Source organism: Treponema zioleckii, from assembly GCF_014737315.1.
Lineage (GTDB): Bacteria > Spirochaetota > Spirochaetia > Treponematales > Treponemataceae > Treponema_D > Treponema_D zioleckii.
The window spans coordinates 24,634-45,403 of record NZ_JPUF01000001.1 but is presented as its reverse complement, the minus strand read 5'-3'; the positions used below and the strand labels follow the sequence as shown (position 1 = coordinate 45,403).

Annotated in this window: 19 protein-coding genes; 5 read left to right on the top strand and 14 right to left on the bottom strand. The window is 43.6% G+C overall.

All coding sequences use genetic code 11. The features are described from left to right. Positions 1 to 9: 9 nt before the first annotated feature. The 5 genes from JI65_RS00185 to JI65_RS00165 all read right to left on the bottom strand — a co-directional run bounded on the left by JI65_RS00185 (position 10) and on the right by JI65_RS00165 (position 6,345). On the bottom strand, positions 10 to 2,397 hold the full coding sequence (locus tag JI65_RS00185) for a helix-hairpin-helix domain-containing protein (RefSeq protein ID WP_191013340.1): 2,388 nt from the start codon (positions 2,395 to 2,397) through the stop codon (positions 10 to 12). A gap of 410 nt (positions 2,398 to 2,807) precedes the next feature. Then, on the bottom strand, positions 2,808 to 3,434 hold the full coding sequence (locus tag JI65_RS00180) for an imidazoleglycerol-phosphate dehydratase (protein ID WP_191013339.1): 627 nt from the start codon (positions 3,432 to 3,434) through the stop codon (positions 2,808 to 2,810). An 85-nt stretch (positions 3,435 to 3,519) separates the two neighbouring features. Further along, the gene (locus JI65_RS00175; RefSeq protein WP_191013338.1) at positions 3,520 to 4,425 is read right to left on the bottom strand and encodes a hypothetical protein; all 906 of its coding nucleotides are present in this window, start codon (positions 4,423 to 4,425) and stop codon (positions 3,520 to 3,522) included. A 153-nt stretch (positions 4,426 to 4,578) separates the two neighbouring features. Then, positions 4,579 to 5,784 (bottom strand): enoyl-ACP reductase FabV, encoded by a 1,206-nt coding sequence (fabV, locus tag JI65_RS00170; protein ID WP_191013337.1) that lies wholly within the window; start codon positions 5,782 to 5,784, stop codon positions 4,579 to 4,581. 390 nt (positions 5,785 to 6,174) lie between these two features. Continuing rightward, complete coding sequence (locus JI65_RS00165) at positions 6,175 to 6,345, bottom strand: hypothetical protein (protein ID WP_191013336.1); 171 nt, start codon at positions 6,343 to 6,345, stop codon at positions 6,175 to 6,177. 53 nt (positions 6,346 to 6,398) lie between these two features. On the opposite strand from JI65_RS00165, the gene JI65_RS00160 reads away from it, so the two are divergent. Together JI65_RS00160 and JI65_RS00155 are read left to right on the top strand one after the other, a co-directional pair. Next, positions 6,399 to 7,151, top strand: a complete 753-nt coding sequence (locus JI65_RS00160) for an RluA family pseudouridine synthase (protein ID WP_191013335.1) — start codon at positions 6,399 to 6,401, stop codon at positions 7,149 to 7,151. 8 nt (positions 7,152 to 7,159) lie between these two features. Beyond that, positions 7,160 to 8,149 (top strand): omptin family outer membrane protease, encoded by a 990-nt coding sequence (locus JI65_RS00155; RefSeq protein ID WP_191013334.1) that lies wholly within the window; start codon positions 7,160 to 7,162, stop codon positions 8,147 to 8,149. A gap of 1 nt (position 8,150) precedes the next feature. Here JI65_RS00155 and JI65_RS17485 read toward each other — a convergent pair whose 3' ends face one another. Further along, entirely contained in the window at positions 8,151 to 8,273 is a 123-nt protein-coding gene (locus JI65_RS17485; protein ID WP_277950570.1) for a hypothetical protein, read from the bottom strand. An 81-nt stretch (positions 8,274 to 8,354) separates the two neighbouring features. Continuing rightward, positions 8,355 to 8,918, bottom strand: coding sequence for a hypothetical protein (locus tag JI65_RS00150; protein WP_191013333.1), 564 nt, complete (start codon positions 8,916 to 8,918; stop codon positions 8,355 to 8,357). A 341-nt stretch (positions 8,919 to 9,259) separates the two neighbouring features. Between JI65_RS00150 and JI65_RS00145 the strand changes: the two genes are divergently transcribed. Together JI65_RS00145 and JI65_RS00140 are read left to right on the top strand one after the other, a co-directional pair. After that, positions 9,260 to 9,898, top strand: coding sequence for a cytidylate kinase-like family protein (locus JI65_RS00145; protein ID WP_191013332.1), 639 nt, complete (start codon positions 9,260 to 9,262; stop codon positions 9,896 to 9,898). A 97-nt stretch (positions 9,899 to 9,995) separates the two neighbouring features. Then, entirely contained in the window at positions 9,996 to 11,234 is a 1,239-nt protein-coding gene (locus JI65_RS00140) for a hypothetical protein (RefSeq protein ID WP_191013331.1), read from the top strand. Between the two features lie 159 nt (positions 11,235 to 11,393). On the opposite strand, the gene JI65_RS00135 is transcribed toward JI65_RS00140, so the two are convergent. Next, complete coding sequence (locus JI65_RS00135) at positions 11,394 to 12,263, bottom strand: DUF3737 family protein (protein ID WP_191013330.1); 870 nt, start codon at positions 12,261 to 12,263, stop codon at positions 11,394 to 11,396. 192 nt (positions 12,264 to 12,455) lie between these two features. On the opposite strand from JI65_RS00135, the gene JI65_RS00130 reads away from it, so the two are divergent. Then, the gene (locus JI65_RS00130; protein WP_191013329.1) at positions 12,456 to 13,835 is read left to right on the top strand and encodes a sodium-dependent transporter; all 1,380 of its coding nucleotides are present in this window, start codon (positions 12,456 to 12,458) and stop codon (positions 13,833 to 13,835) included. A gap of 62 nt (positions 13,836 to 13,897) precedes the next feature. Here JI65_RS00130 and JI65_RS00125 read toward each other — a convergent pair whose 3' ends face one another. From JI65_RS00125 to JI65_RS00100, 6 genes are all read right to left on the bottom strand, one after another. Beyond that, entirely contained in the window at positions 13,898 to 15,406 is a 1,509-nt protein-coding gene (locus JI65_RS00125; protein ID WP_191013328.1) for a hypothetical protein, read from the bottom strand. Continuing rightward, complete coding sequence (locus tag JI65_RS00120) at positions 15,403 to 16,266, bottom strand: VanW family protein (protein ID WP_191013327.1); 864 nt, start codon at positions 16,264 to 16,266, stop codon at positions 15,403 to 15,405. The genes JI65_RS00125 and JI65_RS00120 overlap by 4 nt, the downstream gene beginning before the upstream one ends. Before the next feature lie 13 nt (positions 16,267 to 16,279). Further along, complete coding sequence (locus tag JI65_RS00115; RefSeq protein WP_242457106.1) at positions 16,280 to 17,431, bottom strand: NADase-type glycan-binding domain-containing protein; 1,152 nt, start codon at positions 17,429 to 17,431, stop codon at positions 16,280 to 16,282. 148 nt (positions 17,432 to 17,579) lie between these two features. Then, complete coding sequence (locus JI65_RS17065) at positions 17,580 to 18,074, bottom strand: acyltransferase (protein WP_197971886.1); 495 nt, start codon at positions 18,072 to 18,074, stop codon at positions 17,580 to 17,582. Between the two features lie 22 nt (positions 18,075 to 18,096). Further along, entirely contained in the window at positions 18,097 to 19,422 is a 1,326-nt protein-coding gene (locus JI65_RS00105; RefSeq protein ID WP_191013326.1) for a hemolysin family protein, read from the bottom strand. Continuing rightward, complete coding sequence (locus tag JI65_RS00100) at positions 19,406 to 20,740, bottom strand: hemolysin family protein (protein ID WP_191013325.1); 1,335 nt, start codon at positions 20,738 to 20,740, stop codon at positions 19,406 to 19,408. Before JI65_RS00100 ends, JI65_RS00105 begins: the two co-directional genes overlap by 17 nt. Positions 20,741 to 20,770: the final 30 nt, after the last annotated feature.

The following is a 20,770-nucleotide window of genomic DNA, read 5'->3' as shown; positions in this document are numbered from 1 at the left end:
CAGAAAATTTTATTTTTTCATGTTAGCGAATGCAGCGGCAAACGGATTGTATGAATATCCGTCGTTTATACCGTAGCTTGCTTTCGGGCGGTCGCCAGTACGTTTTTTGCCGTCAGCGGAAGCTGAAGAGCCTTTCTTAACGACTACAACGCGCTTTTTGCCGTCGCCGGATTTTGCCACAGGCTTTTTGCCTTCGTTGGTCTGTCCAAGGCGAGTGTGAGCGTCGCTCTTGAGCGAAAGGCTGATTCTCATTCGGTCTTTGTCGAGAGCGATAATCGTAAATTCTTTTACGTCGCCAACTTTGATTACGTCCATCGGGTCAGAAACGAATGAATCGCTAAGCTCAGAAACGTGAATCAAAGCGGTCTCGTGCAAGCCGATATCTACGAAAGCACCAAAATCAACTACGTTCTTGATTTTTCCGGTAACTTTCATGCCGACCGTCAAATCCTCAAAGTTTACAACGCCTTTCTGCATGATTGGAGCCGGATATCCGTCGCGAGGGTCGCGGTTAGGCTTTCCAAGCTCGTCGATAATGTCGTTCAAAGTCGTTTCGCCAATGTTGTATTTTTCGAGCAAAGCTTTTTTTACGTCAGCCGGAACAGCTTTTTTCTGCTGAACGAAAGTAAGAACTTCGCGGGCAACATCGTAGTTTTCCGGGTGAACCCAAGTGTTATCGAGAGGGTCTGAGCTTTCTGCAATCTTCAAGAATCCAGCGCACTGCTCAAATGCCTTTGGGCCGAGTCCTGGAACTTTCTTCAAATCCTCACGGCTCAAAATCTTACCGTTCTCGTCGCGGTATTTTACGATTTTTTTTGCAAGGCTTGCATTGATTCCAGAAACGTATTTTAAAAGCATGTAGCTTGCAGTGTTCAAGTTAACGCCGACTTGGTTTACAACAGAGCCTACGACTTCATCAAGCTGCTCGGCGAGTTTTTTCTGATTTACGTCGTGCTGATAAAGTCCAACACCGATTGCTTTCGGGTCGATTTTTACGAGTTCTGCAAGCGGGTCCTGAAGTCGTCGCCCCATTGAAATTGCACCACGAATCGTAAGGTCGAGATCCGGGAATTCTTCGGTTGCAACAGGAGATGCTGAATAAACAGAAGCGCCTGATTCATCAACGACGGTGTATTTTACGTCTGCATCGGCATAATTTTCGCTGATTACTTTTGAAACGAGTGCCTGAACTTCAGGAGAACCGGTTCCGTTTCCTACGGCAACAACCTGAATATCGTATTTGTCGATTGCTTCGTTTAAAAGATTGTATGCTTCGTCCGGCTGCTGAACCTGGAAAATCTTAAAGTATCCGAGATATTTTCCGGTCTCGTCGAGGGCCGCGCACTTTGTTCCCGTGCGGATACCAGGGTCGATTCCGAGAACGCGGCTTCCCTTGATTGGCTGAGTCATCAAAAGATTCTTGAGGTTCTCAGAGAAAAGCTCGATTCCGTGGTCGTCAGCTTCGTCTGTCTCGTCGCTGCGGATTTCGCGAACAACGGCAGGTGAAAGAAGTCGAACAAGTCCGTCCTCAATCGCGTCTTTGTAATATTTATTTGAAGTCTTAACTTTTTTCTGAAGGAGCGTAACCGCATCATCAACAGGAACGTCAATCGTAACGCTCAATGCGCCTTCTCGTTCTGCACGGTTAATCGCAAGAATTCGGTGAGGTTTTACCTGATTCAAAGGCTCAGAGTAATCCCAGTACATTTTGTATGTAGAAGTCTTCTCGGCAGTCTCAGCGTCCTGTCCCTCCGGAACGATTCCTTTAGTCTGGATTGTGCCAGAAGACATGTACAAATCGTGAACGTCAGAACGGTTCGTTGTGTCCTGAGACGTTCGCTCGGCGATAATGTCTTTTGCACCGTCAATAGCATCTTTTGCAGACTCAACGTTAAGTGCTGAATCCTCGTTGTCTGTTTTGATGAATTTCTCAGCTTCTGCTTCAACGGCAGCGTCATCGTTCTCGGCACAAATAAAGTCTGCCAATGGTTCAAGGCCTTTTTCAGCAGCAACCATTCCGCGTGTCTTCTTCTTTTTCTTGAATGGTGCCCACAAATCCTCAAGTTCGGTGAGCGTTTTTGCGTTCATTGCGGCATTGTAAAGGGACTCGGTAAGTTTGTTCTGTGCAAAAATGCCTTTTACGATTTCAATGCGTCGCTCTTCAAGATTCTTGTATGATTTGAACAAGTGGTCGCAATCCGTAACCTGAACTTCGTTCAAATTGTCATGCTTTTCTTTTCGATAGCGGGAAATAAAAGGGATTGTACATCCCTCATTAACCAAACTGATAACTGCGCTGACCTGATTAACCCGAATATTCAGTTCGTCAGCGATTTTTTTCATAATTTCGACCTCGTTCACAACGAGTGCGTCGATAGATTCCTGTGTAAATTCCATATTTGAATTATTCTACTGAAAAATAGGAAACGCGAAAAGACGGAAAAGCGACTGCCAAACTTTGAGATTTTACTTTTGCGTTCACGGAAACGCTACTAGTTGGTTTTGAGAATATCAGTCAACTCGTGCGTTTCCCGCAACTTTTCCTGTCGGAAAACTCGCGCTTTGGTGGGACTCCTTGCAAGGGTCTCCCCCAGGCGGCGGCAAGGAAAGCCGCCTGGGGGAGGTGCAGTTTTGTCGCTCGCGCGCCGCAAGCAACTTTGGGGGAGCCGAGTCAACTGGTACATTCGAGCACCACCTTGCTTATTTGGCTTACAGTTGTTCTAGGCAGATTACAAACGTTTCCGGTGGGCGGGGCGTGAGCAACTTTTGAAAGAAAACTTAGGGACGATTAAAACTAAATTTTAATCCTAAACCCCATCTCCAATCGTCCCCTTGGTACTAGGAATCTCCCCGTTTCGGCGAGGGTCAATTTCAACAGCACAACGGATTGCCCTTGCGGCAGCTTTGAACAACCCTTCCATCTTGTGATGGTCGCTTCTGCCGCGCAAAGTGTCCAAATGAAGGTTGCACCTTGCGGCCTGAACGAATCCGTTCCAAAAGTCATCAAAACAATCCGTCTGGAACGTGCCCTGCCTTCCGTCCTGAACGCTCACCAACGGAATATTTGAAAGTGCGGCTTCGCAAACCAAAAACGGGCGGCCTCCAAAATCAACAGCAGCCCTGAGCAAACTTTCGTCCATCGGGTAAAGGAAAGAACCACTCCTAAAAATGCCGGCACAATCGCCGAGAGCCTTTGCAAAACACTGTCCGAGCACAATGCCAGTGTCCTCGATTGTGTGATGCTGGTCAACGTTCAAATCGCCTTTTATCGAGCCAGACAAATCAAAAAGTCCGTGCTTGCAAAATGATTTTAAAAGATGGTCAAAAAATCCGATTGGATTCTCTACATCACACTTTCCGTTTCCGTCAAGATTCAGCGTCAAAACAATCTGCGTCTCACCAGTGATTCGCTCAACAGTGGCAACTCTAGCCATAATTTATTCTCCTTTTGATTCAGACTTCAGTTTAGAGATAACCTTAAAACTCACAGGCATCTCAAAAAACATTCAAATTTTGACTTTAGAGATGCCCTTTATTCTGATTATCGTAATCCACAAGCCATTTGTGAACAGGCTCATACCAATGCTGGGCTGTTTTTCCGTCCAAAATATAAGCATTCAGCCGATTCTTTATGTAATCCTTTATCTCCTTCGCCTCCTCAAGGGAAAAACCTTCAGGAGTCAAAAAAAGGTCATCCACGAATTTTCGTCCCTCATCCTCGCTAATCAGCTCCGAAAAATTCGAAACGACCATGTAAATTGCGGCAGGAATACAGTTTACGCTGTGCTGCTTAACGTAAAGCACCGTCTCAGAAATCTCCACCGCCCCGGCGTAAAGTTCCGGCTGCCAGCGAGCAATCTCGTCCGCGGTAAAATTTTCGTCCTTAAAAGCCTGCCTGTAAAACGCGAACGCAAGCAAAACCGTGGCAATATGAAGACTCGGAACACATAGAAAATGCGGGTCCAGCGCATGAATTTGCCGAAATTCACGCATTTCCTTGTATTTTGGCCGATTCGTCGTGGTGAGTCTAAAATGATAAATCTGCCCCGCACAAATGTACAATTTTCTAAAAAGCCGCATCCACCGTTTGCACACCTTTGGCCCGCGAATAAGCCCCAGCCGCTGACCGAGCATCGTAAGCGGACGCACCCACAGATTTATAAAATCAAGATAAATCGAAACCTTTTGCGGCGTGAACGGAATTTTTTCGTCAAGCGGATGGTCAACGTGAACCACAGGGATTTTTAAAATGTGGAGTTTTTCAAAATATTGAAGAAAGAAAAATTCTTTGATGATTACCCAGAACGTGCGGAAATTCGTAAAAACCGCAAATGGGCTAAAAACATGGTAAATATATGCAAACCACGGATTAAAAGACTTTAGCGTGCGGTTTTTGCACTTTTCTATTCGTTTTTCAGTTTTCATTGGTGTATGATAACAAAATACGCAAAGAAAAGAAATTAGAAGAATCTTAAAATAAAAACGGGGCAAACCAATAAACTTTTTAGGCAGCCCCGTTTTAAGTCTCGCTTTCCATTTCAGTACAAACTAGACCAAAACAGAAAGCCATAAAAGGAATTAGAATTCGATTGAAGACATATCCGTAACGTCAGCGTCGTAGTCAACGCCCTCAACGTCAAAACCGTTGATGTTCAAGAAGTCGTGGCGAACACCTTCAAGGTCAATGAGTTCTGCAACGTTCTCCTCGGTGATTTTTGGCATAATCTCGTCGATTTTTGCCTGGATTTTTGGGTCGAGTTCCCAGTCGTCGATTCGGATTCTTCCTTCTTCATCTGTAGGAACAACACCGTCTGCAGTATAAAGTCGCTCAGCGAACAAGCGTTCCATCTGCTCAATACAGCCTTCGTGCGTTCCGGCAGCTTTCTGAACCTTAAAGAGACAGCCAAGATAAAGCGCGATAATCGGAATTACAGAAGATGAACGTGTAATGAGCCCTTTGTTCTCAGAAACGTAAGCCGAGCCGTTGTTTTTTTCTGCAAGCTTTTTGCAAATTGAGCGTGCGTGAGCTTCCAAATCCTTTTTTGCGGTACCAATTGTTCCGTCGCGGTAAATCGCGTGACTCAATTTTGGTCCGATGTATGAATAAGCAACTGTTTTGCATCCGTCGGCAATCACGTCGGCAGCCTGAAGCTGGTCAATCCATCGTTCCCAGTCTTCTCCACCCATAACTTTGATTGTGTTAAGAATATCCGAACCTTCGGCAATTGGAGCCACCATGTCAGAAAGTTTTCCTGTCATCATGTCGAGGGCGGCACCCTTGTATTCCTGACCAATCGCCTTGATTACAGAGCGATAGAGCACTTTTGTGTCTGGGTCAGTGCGTACCGGCGAAGCAAGTGAATAAACGATAAGGTCGAATTTTACGCCCCATTTTTTAGCCTCGTCGATTACAGCCTGACGGCATTCGTCAGAAAAAGCGTCCATGTTGAATGTAGTTGATTTTAATCCAGCCTCGGCAGCTGATTTGTCGAACTGTTTGTTGTTGTACCAGCCCGGCGTTCCGGCCTTTTTCTCTGTAGCCTCTTTTTCAAAAGAAACACCGATTGTGTCTGCACCATATTCAAATGCAGCTGCAATTCTCGAAGCAAGTCCGTAGCCTGTTGAACAACCAAGAACGAGAACGTTCTTTGGGGCTTTTGTGATATTTCGTGAAGATTTCTTCTCTTTTACGTAGTTAATCTGTCTCAAAGTGTCTTTTGCGCATCCGATTGGGTGAGCGTTAATACAGATGTTTGAGCGAACCATAGGTTTGATTACTGCCATTTCAATTCTCCCTAAAAAATTGATAAAAATTATCCGCCATTTCCAAAATCAACTCAGAATGACGGTTGTTTAACATTCCCTAATATATTCTTACAATAGTAATCTATTATGACATTTTTCGTCAATTTGTCATTGTAAAAATTGCAGACGGAATAAAAAAGCGAATAGCTATGGATATTTCACGAACTATGGAATATACTACAAAAGAAGTGCGACCAAGATTTCGGTTGGTCTTCATCTTAAGGTTTTATGTCCTTTCGGACACAACCGCCTCAGTGTGCAAGACTTAGGCGGTTATTTTTTTTGCTCATTCGATATTTTGTACCGAAGAGAGCTGCGTTTACCACGCCGGAAAACCGAGCAACAGTAGCAAGATAACCAGCAAAATCATTACGATTCGGCACACTGCACGCCCTCCCTGCCAAGAATTATAGCTTTCGACATACGATACTCGCCACTAAAGCTAGAAGAGCAACCGCCAATCTTGTCAGAACCCGTAAAAGTTCCTATGATTGCACCGTTTTTTATTATCGGCACAAATCGCCCTAAACTGATTTTCAAAATAAACAGCCCTCTTAATAGAAAAGTTTTACAATCTGCTATAAAATTGAGGAATGAAATTTACACCAGATTACACAGTAATTTACAATGATGATGACATTGTTGTTTTGAACAAACGCTCAGGGCTTTTGATTGCGGCTGACCGATACGACGAGGACGCTCCTCGGCTCGACCTTGAGGCGGAGAAAGAATTCGGAAAACTTTTTGCAGTGCACAGAATCGACAAAGACACATCAGGTTGCGTAATTTACGCGAAGAACGCGGAAGCTCACCGCGCGCTCTCAATGCAGTTCGAAAACCGCGAGGTTCAAAAAATCTACCATTGCCTCGTGCATGGCTACCCGACGTGGGAAACGAATCACGTTACGGCAAAGCTTCTTCCAGACGGAGACGCAAAACACAGAACGACTTTGAACCAAAGATTCGGAAAAGAAGCCGTTACAGACTTTAAGAATCTCGGAAAAGTCGGTCCGTACACTTGGATTGAGGCTCGACCGCACACCGGCAGAACGCACCAGATTCGCGTGCATTTGAATTCACTAGGTCTTGCAATCGTTTGCGACCCGCTTTATTCAGGAAATCAGCACCCGGTTCTTTTGAGCGAGATAAAAAAACGCTGGAACGGAGATGAAAACAGCGAACGACCGCTTTTGAGCCGACTTGCCCTTCATGCATACAAGCTCACGCTCACGCACCCAAAAACCGGCGAAAAAATGACTTTTACCGCGCCATACCCAAAAGACATGGAAGCAACCCGAAAACAGCTCAAATCGATTTTTGGAGTTGACCCACAAGCTGAAATCTAAGGAATTCAATGAAAAAACTTTTTCTTTCTGCTGCTATTTTTTTATTCCTAATGCCAGTCTTCGCAGCCCGCGAGGATTGGTCACTCAGCGTGGAACCGCTTGCCGGGCTAAAATTCGGGCAAGTGGACGAATATGTGTTTTTGAAGCAAAGTAATTACGATGATGACAAGCTGAGCGAACTGAACTGGGAATTAAAAAATGAATTTTACGGCGGATTAAAAATTAACAGCGGCTGGAAAAATATTTTTTTGAATCTGTCGTTTACTTCGGGCATAACTTCACAAACAGGCACAATGGCAGATTCCGACTGGCTGAACATAGGCACAGCAGGCCTTGAAGATTATCAATACAAAACGAACTATTCAGAAAGCGACAATTATTTAGACTACGATTACACTTTTGAAATAAAAGCTGGCTATGATTTTGAACCTTACAAAAATGATTTTTTAAGACTTTCTGTAAAACCATTCGCAGGACTGTATTTCAATTCAATCAGTTTTGATGCCGAAGGCGGCTCTTATTGGTACGGAGCAACAGTAAACGACACATATCAACTACCCTGGAACGATTCTTCAACCAAAGAAGAACATTTTACCGGCAAGGTTATAAGCTACAAAAGAACTAGCTACATTTTTTGGCTCGGTTTTGACTCTTCTCTTGAACTGCCTAAAAATTTCGTTTTGAACGCAGGATTCAATTTTTCGCCATATTTGTACTCTGAATCCATCGACACGCACTGGAAAAGAGCCTTAATGTTTGCGGACAAAACGCCAGGCTATTTTGGTGCGTTCAAATGGAATCTCGGAGCGGAATACAAAATTGCAAAGCGTCACTCAATTTTGCTGAACGCAAGTTATTTTTATATGCGGACTCTGCGCGGAGACTCATTTTCAAAATCAACAAGCGCAAAAACATACACAAAAGACGGAACAGATGACGGTGGTGCGGGCGCACATTGGTTTGACATTTCACTCGCGTATCGTTTTAAAATCTTTTAATTCAAAGCTCTGAGCCGCCTAAAGCCCTACCATGCAAAATCTGTTTCAGAATCGTAGTCGTTGAGCACTCACGGTCATGCTGAACTCGACCGCTTTCGTTTTCGCGGTCGCCTTGATTCAGCATCTATGCCCCCCGCAGTGATGGGAGAGATTCCGAAACAAGTTCGGCATGACCGGCTTTGAAGTTCTGAATGGCAGTTGACTGTTATTCCACCTGAATTCCTTCCACAACGTCGAAAAGAACTTTTTCTATATCACTGGCATTTTCAGCAACGAAGGTTTGAGTTATGCAAAATATCAATCGCTGGCTCATTATAATTTTCTGTCGCATTTTTAGTTCTTTGCCATATTGGGTAACAACAAAAGAATAAGAGTCATTTTGCCGCTCTAAAATCTTAAGGTCTGGATACACAAGTTTTAATTGAGCCAGTCCAACTTCCATAAAATCTTCCATGCTAAGATTCTGCACATTGGGTTCTGACGTAACAACAACATTTCCAATGTTTTCAGGCGCAACAATCACTGCCACAACGGTTGCACTAGAAATTTTCAGTTTTGGCTCCTGAAAAACCCAGTTTTCGTCAGGAACGCGCACTTTTAAGGTCGCTCCGTCAAATTCTGTCTCGTGCAAAATCCATGAAGCGTACTTTTTTTCATCAAAGGAATTCTTTTTCTTAGAAACAGCAGGCTTTTCGCTTTCAACACGGTTGGAAGCACATGAAGCAAGCACAACAAGGCCTGCGAGTAAAATAAAAATCAGTTTTTTCATAATCACTCCATTTTTATGTTAAGGAAACTTTAAAATCGCATTTTAAATTATAGGTTCAATTTCGGCTTTTTACAAAGCCTGTTATTCCAAAGTCGTTTCCGAATCTTTTTCATCTCAAAACAGCATTTTGGCATGATAATTTCTTAAATTAATTTTGAATTCAACTCACTTTTTTTTAAAAAACCGTGCTATAATTCTTTAATAGGCCGATTTTTGAGTTTCTGCAAGACCTGTTATTGCCGTGTTCGGCACATATTTTAGACTTTGCAGACCAAAACCCAAAATCGGAGCTAAAAAACTTTTATCATCAAATATCTGATTTAAAATCTAAGGAGGCTACTATGAGAAAGATAATTACGATAAGCCGAGAATTTGGTTCTGGAGGACGAGCAATCGGAATGCACGTTGCAGAAAAACTCGGATATGCATTTTATGACCGCGAAATAATCGACATGGCGGCAAAAGAGAGCGGTCTCTCGCCAGATTTTATCGCAAAGACAGAACAGAATCTTTCTTCTGGCTGGCTTTACAACCTGCTTTTGGGCACGAGTTATGCCGGCACAACGGCAGGAAGCGGACAGCAGCTCGGACAGGCAAACCTTCCGCTCGCAGACCAAGTTTTTAACGCGGAACGAAAAATCATACTCGGTCTTACCGACAAGCCATGTGTAATCGTCGGACGCTGCGCGGACTACATTTTAAGAACATCCGACACCGTACAATCCGAAGAGCTTTTGAACATTTTTATTTACGCGAATATTGAAGACAAGGTTAAAGCCATAATGGAGCGACTAAACGTTGACGAAAAAGTCGCAAAAAAAACGGTAATTCAAGTGGACAAACGCCGCGCGAACCATTACAACACGTTCACCGAAGACACTTGGGGAGACCGAAAGAATTACGATTTGCTCATAAATTCAAGCACGCTCGGAATCGACCAGACAATCGAAATGCTCACGGAGTTCATAAAAAAAGCGTAGGATTTTTGGCAAAGCTAACAACTAAAGACAATTGTTAATTCGACGTGTTCCGAAATTCTTTTGTTTTTTGAACACGTCCATTAATTTGGAGGTGAATATGAAATTACGTTCAGTTATTTTTGGGGGAATCGTAACGCTTGCCCTTAGTTTGTTAGCCTCTTGCTCGGACGTAGCTGAAAGCGGAAGCGCAACTTTTAAAATCGACACTTCAAAACTTCTAAGCAGAGCCGTTTCGCTTGCAGACGATACCACAGAAGAAGAAAGCGGCACAGTTGATATTGAAGTTTATGCAGACGTTTTTTGCACAAGCGGAAGTTCTTCATTCAAAAGAAAGGCAACGATTCTTACGGAATCTTATTCGATCGAAGAGTACAAGAACATTCAGAACGAAAATGAAGGCAAAGCAAGCGAAGCTCTAAAAAGTTTTACTGTTGACGATTTGCCAGTTGGAAAGACAGTCTCTTTTAAGGTAAAAATCTACAGCAAATCAACAACGACCTACTCCGCTACTGGCAACTCAGAACCAGTCGAAGAAATAATTGCAATCAGCACGAACGAGCCAAGCGCAAAAATCGGTGCAGATACAGAAGTTGAGATTAAGGTTGGCGATTATGACATCTCGCTCGATTGGGAAGTTGTTAAATTTACGGTCACTGGCGATGCTATGGAGGTTTTCCAGTCGGAAACCCTTGCTCCTCCATGCCGTCTTATTTTATGGAAAAAAACAGGCGACTCTTACACAAGAGTTGCTGAAGAGGCCGAATACGACAACATAGATACAACTTCTATTAAGATTAGTACGGATGGAAACTTTATTTTTACGGCAACAGGTTACTCAACGGATATAAATGTTGGAGACACAATCTATCCAACTCTTGTGGTTACTACCGATAATCAAAATATATATCACGCATGGGGTAGTGATGTTAAAATAACTTCAGAAGGAACTGTATTTGATGTCGGTTCTCTTACAAAGAACACAGATGCCACACTTACGCCAGCCCCTAAAACAATGTGGGCTATAACGCTCCTCTTTCCAGATGCCGAAACGGATAAATATTGCACGATAGAAATCAAAAAAGCTGCAGGCACAGAGGCAGAGACGATAGAATCGCTAACACAAGAGATTTTCGTCCCAGCAGGCAGCACATACACAACAGTGACTCTTACTCCAGATATTTCTTCTTCTGATACCACAAGCTACCTTTTAAGCGCTCAGGCTTATTCAGACCAAGAAAAAACGCATCAAATCTATGCCACCGACGATACTAATGGTTCTTCTACGATAAGCTATTTAGAAAAATATCTTTCAAGTGCAGAGCTTACACTCCAATAGAAAAAAAAGGTGGTTGAGACATACGCAGCATAGCTGCTTCGGAGAATCGATAAAATCGCAGTGCGATTTTTTAACGCTCCCTATGTCGAAACCACCGTGTGCAGGAAATAACCGATAAGAATTGTCACCCCAAACTTGATTCGGGGTCCATAAATCAACTCACGCGCACTCGCAATCGCTGTTCTTGCAGACAATTTGGGTCTTGCTTTTGTCAATCACGTTTTCTTCAAGAATCAACTCGCCAATGCAATCGGCAACGATTTTTCCTTCAAGCGGATTTTTTACGCTGTCGATTTTTCCGTTTACAGTGGCATTTACAGAGCTTCGCTCAAAGGCAAGGTCGCAGTCTTCCATCGTGCAGTTTTCCAGAACAAGATTCTTGCAGTAGCAAAATGGCTGAGTTCCAATAATTCTGCAATTGATAAGTTTTAAATTCTCCGAATACCAGCCCAAATATTCGCCACGCACAACGCTGTCGCGAACCGTTACGTTTTTTGTGTGCCAGAAGGCATCTTTTGTGTCCAGTTCGGAGTCAGAAATCTCAATGTTTTCGTCATACTGGAACGAATACTTTCCCTTCATTTTTAGCCCGCGGATTTTCGCATCGCGAACTTCAAAAAACGGATATTCCGACTGTTCAATCGTAACGTCCTCGATGTTCAAATTTTTGCATTTCCAAAGGAATTCTGTTGAACTTACGGTTGAATTTTTTAGCGTAATGTTCTCGCATTCGCGAAGAGCTTTTATTCCGCCGAGCCGGCTTTCTTCTATTATAATGTCCTTGTCGTACCAGAGAGCCGCGCGGCAATTCTCGGTGAGCGTGGTTCCAGAAATTTTCGCGCCCACAACATGCCAAAACGGATAGCGAAGATTCATAAAACAGTCGCGAACGTCAAGATTCCGGCACTCTTTTAAAGCAGATTCTCCGTCGGCAGGTCCGTCGAAACGGCAATTTTTTACAACGGCCCCGTCAATTCCATACAGAGCGCGCTCTTCATCAAAAGTTTTATTCTCAAAAATCTGTTCCATAAATCCCCCGTTCGGTTCGGTAAATTTTATAGGAACAATATAATAAACTCTACAAAAATCGTCTATTTTTTTCTGTTTTCTTTACAATAAAAGAGATGCCGAATCCAGTTCGGCATGACAGATTGCAGCCCCCTGAAATCATACTTTAGTGGTCTTGTATCACCCCTTGATTTCATGGTATTTTGACAAATTATGAATAACGAACGTAACTCTTTTTCAAGCTCAGTAGGCTTTGTGCTGGCGGCAGCAGGTAGTGCCGTCGGACTTGGTAACATCTGGAGATTTCCGTATCTCGCCGCAAAAGACGGAGGCGGACTCTTCCTCGTAATTTACATCATTTTGGCACTCACATTCGGTTTTACACTTCTCATAACCGAAGTTGCAATCGGCCGAAAAACAAAGCAAAGTTCGCTCACAGCGTATGGCAAAATCAACAAGAAATTCAGCTGGATTGGAGGCTTTTCTACCCTCGTTCCATTCCTCATTCTTCCATACTACTGCATTATTGGCGGTTGGGTTCTCAAATACATGGTGGCATTCATTACAGGTCACGGATTTGACGCAGCGGCTGACAAATATTTTGAAACATTCATCACCGCACAGTACCAGCCGATTATTTTTGATGCAATTTTTCTTTTTGCCGTTGCATTTGTAATTTTTAGAGGCGTAAAAAAAGGAATCGAGTCAATTTCAAAAATCCTCATGCCGATTCTTTTCCTCCTCGTAGTTGCAATCGCAATCTTCTCGATTACAATAAAAAATCCAGAGACTGGCGTAACTGGCTTGGACGGACTCAAAGTTTTCGTGATTCCGTCATTGGACGGCCTTACATTCAAAGATATTTTTGTTGCCACAACCGACGCAATGGGCCAGCTTTTCTACAGCATCAGCGTTGCGATGGGAATTATGGTAACTTACGGCTCTTACTTCAAAAAAGAGTCAAACTTGAACCGCTGCGTAAACCAAATCGAAATCTTTGACACTCTCGTAGCATTTCTTGCCGGCGTTATGATTATTCCTGCCGTTTACGTGTTCATGGGCAAAGAAGGAATGACAGGCGGACCTGGACTCATGTTCATCGCAATTCCGAAAGTCTTCGTTCAGATGGGAAAAATCGGTCAGTTCGTCGGAGCGGCATTCTTTATAATGGTATTCTTTGCGGCCCTTACGAGCGCAATGTCCGTTATGGAAGCGGTCGTCTCAGGATTCATTGACCACTACAAAATCAGCCGAAAAAGGGCAACTGTTTTTGAAACAGCTATTGCACTTGCAGTAGGAATCGTAATCTGCCTCGGCTACAATATTTTCTATTTTAAAGTAAAACTTCCAAATGGCTCAGACGCTCAGATTTTGGACATTGTGGACTACATTTCAAACAACATCTTCATGCCAGTCGTTGCAATCGGAACTTGTATTCTTATCGGTTGGGTTGCAAAACCAAAGACGGTTATTGAAGAAGCAACGATTAACGGAGAAAAATTCGGTCGAAAGACTTTGTACACCGTTATGATAAAATTCGTAGCGCCAATTCTTTTAACAATCCTTCTTTTGGGTTCATTGGGAATCCTGTAAAGATTCAATTCTAAAGCCCCCGGACTCGTTCGGGGACTTTGCATTCGGCGTTACGGCAATTTTTAACCACGAGAAATTTTTTTACGGCGAATAAAATTCGGGCGAACTTCGTGCGGATTGAACCAATTTTTGAGCGTTTCGGAAATCTCGCTTTCTTCGCGTGCAAGGTACGCTTGCCATAAATCCTCCCGAATCAAAACGTAACGCGAATCAATCTGCTGAACTAAATCGTCAATAAATCCCGCAAATTCATTTTTTCCAAAAACCGACTTTATTCTCTCCGAATCAACTCCGTAAGCAATCCGCCAAGTTTTTTCGAGCGGCATATAAAAATCCGGAAGCCAATTAAGCGCGTCTTTAAGCCCCTTGTAATAAGTGTAAACGTGATTCAAGCCAAGGTGCGCAATTAGCAAGCAATCATCATCAAGCTCGATATTTTTAACAACACGCCTGTAATAGCTGTACGGAGGGTCTTTTTTGGGATTGTAAAGGTTCGGCGTAAAAAACAGAAGGATGAAAGAAAGTCCGCTCACGGTAAAAATCAGTTTTTTTACCGCAGAACGAGAAAGTTTTCCTGCAAAAAAATCATTCAGAAACCACAAAAAAAGCGGAAGTCCCAGCGGAACGGCATTTAAGAGCATTCTCGAAGCCATATCCTGCCCAAGATTCCAGAACGGAAAATACAACGCGAGAACCAAAACGGCTGGCAAAAACTCACGTTTAAAAATGGCGAACGCATAAAGCGCAAGCGCGTAAAAACCAATCTCGATTACGCCCGCAAAACCTACGTAATTCAAAAGCTGAGCGCAATTTTTTAGATTCACGAACGGAAGCGAGAACGCATTCATAAATCGTGGACTTTGCCGACGAAAAAAATACACCAAAAAAATTCCCACAGTTCCGAAAATCACCGCAAAGGCAATTTTTACCACCAACAGCACTTTTTGATTGCTGCATTTTTTGAGCAAAATTAAAACAAAGTGAATCGCGAACAAAAAAGTTGCCAGAATTGCAAAAACAAAGCTCACTTTGTGGCTCACCGCCGAAAGAGCAAACAGCATGACGCAAAGAAGAATTCTTAAAATCAAACGGATTTTGTGTTGACTCCCGTGAATCTGCTGAGCCACTTGAAGCAACAAAGCCACATACAAAAGCAAAAACAAGATTCCAGTCTGATTGTTGATAAAATTTATGCCCATTACCGAAAAAGTCGGCGAAACGGCACTTAAAAAAAATCCAGCGAACGACAGAGAAAATTTTTTAGCCAGCGCAAAAACCACAAAAAAAATTGCAAGCGAAACCAGAGCCGACGAAGCGGCAGCCCAGATTTTTACGCCCAAAATCGGATTTTTCGTAACGAAGGCAAACGCACCGCAAATGTAATAACCAATTTCGTGGCTCGGATTTTCAAGTCTCCCCGTCTCGGCAAAAGATTTTGCCTGCAAAGCATAAAAATAGCCGTCAAGCCCGTTCGGGTGCGAAGATTTTTGAAGCATAAAAAGCCGAACGCAAAAAACGAGAGCAAATCCAAAAACAAGCAAAGTGAATTTTACAAATCTTTTTTTTATCATTTTTGACTTTCCACAGGAGAATCCAAAAGCGGTTCGTACATCATCAGTGCGTGATTCTCGGTAATCTCAACGTCCTCCAAAAGAGTCCGTTCACTGCCCGCGCCTGCCGGCAAAGCCCACTTTTTTCTAAAAATCGTGTTGTGGCGAATATAAACGCCAGGAGCTTCGCTCGTAAACCAGTGGTCTTTTTGATAAACTTCATAACAAAATTCACCAGGATTTTTTGCCCGCCACTCGCCAAAAAGCCGGTCTCCATGAATCCAAACGAGCAACGCAAATTCCTCAGAAGTCTCATTTTTTATCATCAAATCACGGTAATTGTAAAAACAGGTCGCACCGCTCCCAAAAGGCAAAGTTCGGTTTGAATCAGGAAAAACGTCGTAACTGTGACGGAAGCGCTCCGTAACCGAAAGCGGCGTGTGGAGCGTCATCCAATAAATCAGGTTTGAAAGCGCGCAAAGCCCGCCGCCAACCGCAGGAACCGGATGCCCGTTCAAGAGCGTCATTCCCTTTTTAAAACCTTTCAACCGGGTCGGATTTCCAATCAGCTTCCAGTACGAAAATATTTTTTTTGGCGACAAAATCACAGGGGAAAGATTTTTTAACGCAACAGAAAGATTCTTCACCTTTCCGTCCTGCAATTCCCGGTCAATCTCCGAAAGATTTCTGTACAGCGGAGAAGAATGAGAGAAAACAAGAAACGGAAACTGATTTTTTATTTTTTCTGCCGAGAGTTTTGATTTTTTTGCAAACTGATTCCAGTTTTTTATCCAGAAAAAATATCTCAAAAGACAATAAACGGCACAACCGATTTTTATTCGTAACCGGCTGCGCCGTTTTGATGGAGCATAACGATACATAAAATAGCTAGGGCTAATTTCTTGAGCGCCAGTCCGCAACCTTATAGCGGTTGAGCACACGATAATGAACGCCGTTTATAAAAACGTCAGAACCGTCAATCTTTGCAATAAAGGCGGTCTTTGTCTCAACATAGCCAACCTGCACCGTCTTATTGATTCTGAAAGAACCAAGCTCATACTCAGTGTCGCCCCATTCATATTCAACAGGACCAAAAGCACAATATTCCGCCTTTTCTGGATTGTATGTGTCAGGAGATTTTGCAGGCTCATAATCTTTAATTTTCTCAAGGAATTCTTCTTTTGAAGGAGAGCGCACAATCTCGACCGTCTCGATTTGAGTTATATCCACGCTGCCAGTATAATCCCTGCGAGAAATAATCAGCGACCGCGCCGGATTATCCGCAAGAAGATACAATTCGCTTCCGCCGTCAAAAAGGGACTCAAATTCTTTCTTAAAGTCCGAAGCGGATTTTTCAAGCATCAACTTTGAATTCTCATTCTGAACATTTTTTAGGTTGTAAACATTCGAAAACGGAATGACCTTGCCTTTCCACAAAAGACGAACGTCGTCCAAGCAAGTGTCGTCGTATTTATTTCCTTTGTAAACGTCCGTAATTTTAAAAGTGAGCGTCTGAGCCGTCTGCGGAAGCTCAAACTTAATCGACTGCCAGTCAGGCACATCGTCGGCGAGCGTGTATTCTTTCTGCTGAAAGTGCTCACGGGCAACCTGCGTAAGAAGCAAGCCTTTGATTCGGTTGTTGTCTTTGTAGAGGTTCGGCCATTTTTCAGAAACGAATCCGTTCACAATCTGAATTTCGTCAAAACTCACAGGCTCAGCAAACTCAACAGTAACCGATTCCCCGATTCCAGGCCCGTCCTTGTCAGCCTCGCACCAAGTATTCTCAAAATCGCCGTCAAGAATATTTATAGGCGGATAAAGATATCGTCCCTCAAACTGCGCCTCAACAAGTTCACTTGTCGCAACAACAGAAGTAACGGCAGCTTCGTTGGTCTGTGCCATGAACCACTTTTCTTCCGAAACCGAAGTTGAATCCGGCTTTTTTGTCTCCGAAACGAGCGGAGAATCCACCTTTTTTTCCTCTTTGCAAGAAACAAACTCAGAAAAAATAAGAATCGAAAGAATCAAAAGAAAACAGTTTTTCATAATTTTAAAACATAACCTAAACAAGAGAGATTTTCAATACACGCCCATTTTTGGCGCACGAAAATAAGTTTTGACGCAGATGAACGCAGGTAATTAAAAAAGAACAAGGTTTTTCATAATCATCTGCGTCCAGTCTGCGAAAATCCGCCTACAAATTCTTTTTTACCACCGCTGGCACACCTGCCGCCAAAACGTTGCACGGAACATCGGAAAGGACTACGGCCCCGGCTCCCAAAACAGCTCCGCTCCCCACAGACTCGCAAAGCACCGTCACGCGCATTCCGAGCCACGAACCAGCGCCAATTTTTACGTCGTGAAGAATACATTCGCCCGCGCGAGAACTCTCGTCTCCGATTTTATGAGTCTGGCAATTAAACGCGCATTCAGGACCAATCTCTCCACCATCATCAAAAAAAACACCGTTTGCCCCGGCCGTATAAACATGGCAATTTTTTCCAATCCAAACATTCTCGCCAATAGCGCACGGTCCGCCCCCATAAACCCTAAATCCAGAATTGACGCGAGCCGACTTTTTGATTCTTACGCCCATCACTCTTAAAACAAATCTCCGCCACGCAAAACAAGATGAAGGCAAAATATCCAGCAGAAAAGAAAAAACAAACCGCCTCAACGTCAAAAGCATAATTTTCCTCTATAAAACAAATCTAAGTTCCTTGACGCATGGGCGGAGTCGGAAGATTTATTCGGACGCTCTGAATTCTTCGCTGGCTCTGGTCTTCGATTTTGTAAACAACGTCGTTCCGAGTAATAACTTCGCCGGTTTCCGGGAGAGCGTCAAACTGCTCCAAAAGCCAACCGCCGAGGGTGTCGTAATCTTCGCTGTCCAAATCCATGTCCAAAAGTTCGTTCACGTCGTCGAGCCGCATGTCGCCCGGCACAATGTACTCAAGCGGAGTTATCGGCTGGATTCTGTTCTCCGGCGGCACGTCGTTGCACTCGTCGCTTACGCTGCGACCAAAAACCGCGCGCAAAATATCGTCCATCGTCACAATTCCCACGTTTGAGCCAGTCTCGTCAATCGCAATGGCAAAATTCACCTTCTCCTTCTTGAATTTTGAAAGAAGTTCCGTGGCCATCAAGGTCTCAGGAACAAAAATCACAGGTCTCATGCACTTTTGAGCGAACTTTTGTGACGTTGATGACGAACGCTGCGCACTTCCGGTTTTAAAAAGCACGTGCTTGTAATAAATCATTCCGCAAACATCTTCAAAGCCCTTCTCACGGTCGCACACAGGAAGTCTTGAGTATCCACTCTGAGTAAAAATCTGCACAACCTCGTCATAGTCTGCATCCAGCGGAACCCACTGAACCATCGAACGATGACGCATAATGTCGTGAATGTGCAAATCCGTAAAATCAAAAATCTTGTAGAGCATTTTCGTTTCGGAGTGCTCCAAAGTTCCCTCGTTCTCGCCTACTTCAATCAGACTTTTAAGTTCCTCTTCCGTAACAAGATTCTCATCTTTTTTCCAGAGAGCATTCAGAACGGTCGTGATTCCGCCAGAAATCTTTGCAAAAATCCACACAATGGGAAATAACACTTTCTGCAAAATGATGAGCGGTCGGGCAAATTTAGAGGCAGCCTGAACCGGATAAACCGCGCTGAACGTTTTTGGGGTAATCTCGCCAAAAATAATCAGCACAAAAACCATAACCACAGTGGCATAGGCAGAACCCGCCGCCCCCGCAAGATTTATGGCAACCGTAGTCGCAAGCCCCGAAGCCAACGAAGTCACAAAGTTGATTCCAATCAAAATGAGCGAAAGAAGCTTGTTCGTGTCACGCTTCAAATAAGCAATCCGTTTGGCAGGGGAATTTTTCGTTCCCGGAGGCTCTTTTTTTAGCATTTGCCGAATCGTGAGTTTTGAAATCGAGAGAAAAGCTGTCTCGCTCGACGCAAAAAACGCCACGATTAAAACAAGCAGAATGACGAGAAGAATAGGAAAAACCACATCAAACAGCAGATTCATCTTCATTTTCCTCCATAGTCAGTTCGTCATCCTCCGTAACCAGCCGCACGCACCTGATTTTTGAAATTCGCAAAGCCTCAAACGCCTCAACGGTGAATTTATATCCGCTCACTTCAACGCTGTCGCCAAGCATCGGCATTCGGTCTAGCTGCTCAGTAATGAAGCCAGCAAGGGTCTCGTTCATTTTAGACTCCAATTTGATGTGAAGGTTCTCCTCCAAATCCACAAGCCGGCAAGAGCCTTCAAGAATCGTGTCAGCAAATTTATCTTCAGCAGCTTTTTCAACTCCGGTCGCACGCCCGCTCTGCTCAAAATCATCTGCAATTCCGCCAAAAATTTCGCGGGCAATGTCCTCGCTCGTAAGAATTCCGTCGGTGCCAGAATATTCATCGATTACAACGGCAAAATTTTCTTTTCGCTCGTACATGAGCGACTGCACCGAAGACATTTTCGTAGTTCCGGGAATAAAAAGCGGTTCGCGCATCATTCGCCCAACGCTAAAATCTCCGTCTTTCGGGTCAAAGTAAAGCAAATCTTTAACGTAAAGAACCCCGATTATGTCGTCAATGTCCTCGCGATAAACAGGAAAACGCGAAAGTCTCGTTCGCTCCGAAAGCTGGATAATGTCGCGATACTTTGCGTCTGGCTGGATTCCAACAATTTTTCGACGCGGAATCATAATGTCCACCGCCGCCAAATCCGTAAACTTAAAAACACGGTTCATCATTTTTTTCTCGCCGTTTTCAAGCACGCCTTCTTCTCCGCCAACATCAATGAACGTTTTGATTTCGTCTTCGGTAAAAGACACGTTTTTTTTCTTCGTGTCGATTCCGAACATTTTTAGAATTGAACGCGAAATGAACGTAAAAAAGATTACGAACGGGCGAAGCAGATAAAAAAAGAAAGTGACGAATCCTGAAAGACCGAACGCAATCGCCTCTGGGTGACGCGTGGTTACGCTTTTTGGGGTAATCTCGCCAAAAATCAACAGAAGCACGGTAGAAATTCCCGTAGCGATTCCAAGACCTTTAGGACCAAAAAGTTTAAGGAAAACAGAAGTGAGGACAACAGAAAGAGCGACGTTTACGATTTCGTTGCCAACGAGCAGCATGTTCAAAAGCTCTTCTTTTTTGTCGAGGAGCTTACCCGCCCGAACGGCACGTTTGTCGCCTTTTTTACGGAGAAAGTGCACCCGAAGTTTGTTCAAGGCAAGAAAAGCACTTTCGCTCGCAGAAAATAAAAGTGAAAGAGTTACGAAAGTTGCCGCAGAAAGCAGCAGGACGATTAAAGAAAATAAATTACCCGAGGGGTCATCCATAAAAATAAAAAAATCTCCTTATAAAATTAT